Here is a 4,714-nt window from a genome sequence, read left to right as displayed (position 1 = left end):
CCGAGGAGGTGCGGGCCGTCGCCTTCAAGCCACGGGACGTCACTTGGCGGCGTCGTCCTTCTGCTCTTCCGCGCCCTCTTCGCCCTCGATCACGGGGACCAGGGAGAGCTTGCCGCGGGAGTCGATCTCGGCGATCTCGACCTGGACCTTCTGGCCCACGCCGAGCACGTCCTCGACGTTCTCCACGCGCTTGCCGCCGGCGAGCTTGCGGATCTGCGAGATGTGCAGCAGACCGTCCTTGCCGGGCAGCAGGGAGACGAACGCGCCGAAGGTCGTCGTCTTCACGACCGTACCCAGGTAGCGCTCGCCGACCTCGGGCATCGTCGGGTTGGCGATGCTGTTGATCGTGGTGCGGGCGGCCTCGGCGGCCGGGCCGTCGGCGGCACCGATGTAGATGGTGCCGTCGTCCTCGATGGTGATCTCGGCGCCGGTGTCCTCCTGGATCTGGTTGATCATCTTGCCCTTGGGGCCGATGACCTCACCGATCTTGTCGACCGGGATCTTCACGGTGATGATCCGCGGCGCGTTCGGGGACATCTCGTCCGGGGTGTCGATCGCTTCCATCATCACGTCGAGGATGTGGAGGCGGGCGTCACGGGCCTGCTTGAGGGCGGCGGCCAGGACGGAGGCGGGGATGCCGTCCAGCTTGGTGTCGAGCTGGAGGGCGGTGACGAACTCCTTGGTGCCGGCGACCTTGAAGTCCATGTCGCCGAAGGCGTCCTCCGCACCGAGGATGTCGGTGAGGGTGACGTAGTGCGTCTCGCCGTCGATCTCCTGGGAGATCAGGCCCATGGCGATACCGGCGACCGGGGCCTTCAGCGGCACACCGGCGTTCAGCAGCGACATGGTGGAGGCGCAGACCGAGCCCATCGACGTCGAGCCGTTGGAGCCGAGGGCCTCGGACACCTGGCGGATCGCGTAGGGGAACTCCTCGCGCGTGGGCAGCACCGGCACGAGCGCGCGCTCGGCGAGGGCGCCGTGGCCGATCTCGCGGCGCTTGGGCGAGCCGACACGGCCGGTCTCACCGGTGGAGTACGGCGGGAAGTTGTAGTTGTGCATGTAGCGCTTGCGGGTCACCGGGGAGAGGGTGTCCAGCTGCTGCTCCATGCGGAGCATGTTCAGGGTGGTGACGCCCAGGATCTGGGTCTCGCCACGCTCGAACAGGGCCGAGCCGTGCACCCGCGGGATGGCCTCGACCTCGGCGGCGAGCGTACGGATGTCCGTGACGCCGCGGCCGTCGATGCGCTTCTTCTCCTTGATGACGCGCTCGCGGACCAGGGTCTTGGTCAGCGCGCGGTACGCGGCGGAGATCTCCTTCTCGCGGCCCTCGAACTCGGGCAGCAGCTTCTCGGCGGCCAGGCCCTTGACGCGGTCCAGCTCGGCCTCGCGCTCCTGCTTGCCGGCGATGGTGAGCGCCTGGGCCAGCTCGGGGCGGACAGCGGCGGTCAGCGCCTCCAGGACGTCGCCCTGGTAGTCGAGGAAGATCGGGAACTCGCCGGTGGGCTTGGCGGCCTTGGCGGCGAGGTCCGACTGGGCCTTGCACAGCACCTTGATGAAGGGCTTCGCGGCCTCGAGACCGGCGGCGACGACCTCCTCGGTGGGGGCCTCGACACCGCCCTTGACCAGCTGGATGGTCTTCTCGGTGGCCTCGGCCTCGACCATCATGATCGCGACGTCGCCGTCCTCCAGGACACGGCCGGCCACGACCATGTCGAAGACGGCGTCCTCCAGCTCGCTGTGGGTCGGGAAGGCGACCCACTGGCCGTTGATCAGCGCGACGCGGACGCCGCCGATCGGGCCCGAGAAGGGCAGGCCGGCCAGCTGCGTGGAGGCGGAGGCGGCGTTGATGGCGACCACGTCGTACAGGTGGTCGGGGTTGAGCGCCATGACCGTGCAGACGACCTGGATCTCGTTGCGCAGGCCCTTCTTGAAGGACGGGCGCAGCGGGCGGTCGATCAGGCGGCAGGTGAGGATGGCGTCCTCGGAGGGGCGGCCCTCACGGCGGAAGAAGGAACCGGGGATCTTCCCGGCCGCGTACATGCGCTCCTCGACGTCCACCGTCAGGGGGAAGAAGTCGAGCTGGTCCTTGGGGTTCTTGGAGGCGGTCGTGGCCGACAGCACCATGGTGTCGTCGTCCAGGTACGCCACGGCGGAACCGGCGGCCTGCTTGGCCAGGCGGCCCGTCTCGAAGCGGATGGTGCGGGTGCCGAAGGAGCCGTTGTCGATGACGGCCTCGGCGTAGTGGGTCTCGTTCTCCACCAGCGTTTTCTCCGTTACTTGTCGTCTTTCGTCCCGCCTCGCCCGTGTGGCGGGGGGACGGTGGCGGAGAAGCGCTCCGTCTGGTGCGGGCCGGTCTTCGATCGAAGCACCCGGGGCTCACATCGCCCGGGGGCCACTACCGAGGACCGGCGGCGGCGAGGTGCGCTCCTCCTCGTTGTCGTTCTCGTTGTCTGTTCGTACGGGTGCGGACGGTTCCGTACGGCGCTCACGTCCTGCGCTTCCGTACTGTTCCGTGCCGCGTTCCGTACGCGTTCCGTACCGCGTTCGGTGCCGTACGTCCTGCGTCGTGCTACCACACTACAAAGCGTGAGTGACACTCCGCACGTTTCCGCACGTACGGCAAAGGGAGCGGCCCCCGATCCTGACCGGGAACCGCTCCCTTCACGGCGTCTTACTTGGCGCCCGCCGCACCACGGCGGATGCCGAGGCGGTCGACCAGCGCACGGAAGCGCTGGATGTCCTTCTTCGCCAGGTACTGCAGCAGGCGACGGCGCTGACCGACCAGGATCAGCAGGCCACGACGGGAGTGGTGGTCGTGCTTGTGGGTCTTGAGGTGCTCGGTCAGGTCGGAGATCCGACGGGAGAGCAGCGCGACCTGGACCTCGGGGGAGCCGGTGTCACCCTCCTTGGTACCGAACTCGCCGATGATCTGCTTCTTCGTAGCGGCGTCGAGCGACACGCGTACTCCTCATGGTCTGTGAATGGCCACCGAGTGCCCCGGTCTGTGTCTCCGGGGAGCTTCCGTTACTCGGGAGGCGGGGTCCGCTGGGCGCGATCTCCAGGGCCTGCAGGGTTGCCTGCGATGGCGCCGGGGGTGCGTACACAAACGGCCGTCACTCAGGTTACCAGGCGGTGGAGGCCGTCCTTCCCCGGGTTTCCCCACCGCCCCGCGACGCGTGTCCCGGCCACTAGGGTGAGCGCTGGCACCGTAGAGCTACGTCGGGAAGGGGTCGCTGCGAGATGGCGGAGACGGAAGCGGAGATCAAGGCACGCAAGGAGCGCGAGCGCGACGAACTGTACGCGCTCGACATCTCGGGCGTGGAATGGCACTGCGCACCGGGCACGGAGGAACACGAGGAGCGCGTCGAGATCGCCTACCTTCCCGACGGCGCCGTGGCCATGCGGTCCTCCCTCGACCACGACACGGTGCTGCGCTACACGGAGGCGGAGTGGCGGGCGTTCGTGCTGGGCGCGCGGGACGGGGAGTTCGACCTGGAGCCGGCGGAGCACAACGGGGGACTCGACGTGTAGTGGGATGCGTGCGGTGAGCCGGGTTCGGTGACCCGGAATGTGGTGAGGGGCGGCACACGGGTGCCGCCCCTTTCGGGTGGGGGTGGTGCAGGTCAGTGCTTCAGTCCCGCGCTCCCGAAGCCGACGGCCACCAGCACCGCGTCCTTGGGCGAGTCGTCGTCGCGGACCAGTTCACGCGGCCCGAGATCGGTCACCAGGGTGTCACCGGCCGCGACGGCGAGGACCGGCGGATCCGAGGAGGGCAGGTAGACCCTGCTCACACCGCGGGTGAGTCGGTACGTCCACAGGTTCTTGACGGTGCGCGGATCGAGCTTCTGCACCTTGTACGTGGTGTCGGGTGCCTGGCCGCAGGCGGCGAGCGCGAGCAGTGCCCGGCCACCGGCGAATCCCTGGTCCGCGCACTGGGCCGTGGTCGTGGTGTTCCACAGCTGCCTGCCGCTCTTCATGTCGTACGCCACCGAGCCGTGCCCCCAGGCGACCGCGACCACGCCGTTCGTCAGGGTCAGGTCGGTGTTGGTGACATAGGCGAACTCAGCCGCCGGCATCTTCTTCTGCCACAGCTTGCGGCCGGTGTCCAGGTCGAAGAACACCACCTGGCCGCAGACGCCGTTGCCCGGGTCGGTGGCGCTCTTGGGCGGCTGGATGACGACCGCGGTGCGTCCGTCGGCGGTGATGTGCCGGCTGGTGGCGCAGATGTGTCCGCCGAGGTCGGGTGTCCAGGCCTTCTCGTCGTAGTGCGGCTCGACCCGGTAGCCCTCGACGTGGTCGGCGATGCCCCTGGCGAAGATCTTCGCGGTGGCCCAGGAACCGGGCGCGTAGAGCGGGTTGCCGTCCCTGTGCTTCTCGAGGTGCCCCACGCTGTGCTCGACCACCTCCCGGCCCTCCGGCGAGGGGGGGCCTTCTCGACCGTGCTTGCGGATCTCGTCGGGCTGCTGAGCGGCGGCCACCTTGCCGTCGGCCGGTGCCCTGTCGTCCCCCGCGGACGACAGGAACAGGCCGCCGGCACAGAGGGCGATCACCAGGACGCCGCCCGCGAGGCCCCCGAGGATTTTGTTGCGGCGGCGTCTGCGGGCCTGGTCGGCCGCGAGCGCGGACTGGGTGTACGCGGAGGGGGTGGGCCGAAGCTCACGTCGTGGGTCTGCCTCTCGTCGGCGGGCACCGAGCGGCCGGCCCTTCGAGGGAC

General features: G+C 69.2%; 4 protein-coding genes. 1 reads left to right on the top strand and 3 read right to left on the bottom strand.

What is annotated here, in order from left to right:
- Positions 1 to 39 precede the first annotated feature (39 nt).
- Together ACFC02_RS41700 and rpsO are read right to left on the bottom strand one after the other, a co-directional pair.
- Positions 40 to 2,259, bottom strand: a complete 2,220-nt coding sequence (locus ACFC02_RS41700) for a polyribonucleotide nucleotidyltransferase (protein WP_376368103.1) — start codon at positions 2,257 to 2,259, stop codon at positions 40 to 42.
- A gap of 412 nt (positions 2,260 to 2,671) precedes the next feature.
- Positions 2,672 to 2,959, bottom strand: a complete 288-nt coding sequence (gene rpsO / locus ACFC02_RS41695; protein ID WP_030177470.1) for a 30S ribosomal protein S15 — start codon at positions 2,957 to 2,959, stop codon at positions 2,672 to 2,674.
- A 281-nt stretch (positions 2,960 to 3,240) separates the two neighbouring features.
- On the opposite strand from rpsO, the gene ACFC02_RS41690 reads away from it, so the two are divergent.
- The gene (locus ACFC02_RS41690; RefSeq protein WP_360978304.1) at positions 3,241 to 3,531 is read left to right on the top strand and encodes a DUF397 domain-containing protein; all 291 of its coding nucleotides are present in this window, start codon (positions 3,241 to 3,243) and stop codon (positions 3,529 to 3,531) included.
- 92 nt (positions 3,532 to 3,623) lie between these two features.
- On the opposite strand, the gene ACFC02_RS41685 is transcribed toward ACFC02_RS41690, so the two are convergent.
- The coding region (locus tag ACFC02_RS41685; protein WP_376368100.1) for a PQQ-binding-like beta-propeller repeat protein at positions 3,624 to 4,714 on the bottom strand (1,091 nt) is incomplete at its 5' end.

Origin of the sequence: Streptomyces sp. NPDC056160 (genome assembly GCF_042268205.1) — a bacterium.
In the GTDB taxonomy this organism is placed as follows: domain Bacteria; phylum Actinomycetota; class Actinomycetes; order Streptomycetales; family Streptomycetaceae; genus Streptomyces.
The sequence above is the reverse complement of the archived record's forward strand: the minus strand, read 5'-3'. Positions and strand labels throughout refer to the sequence as shown.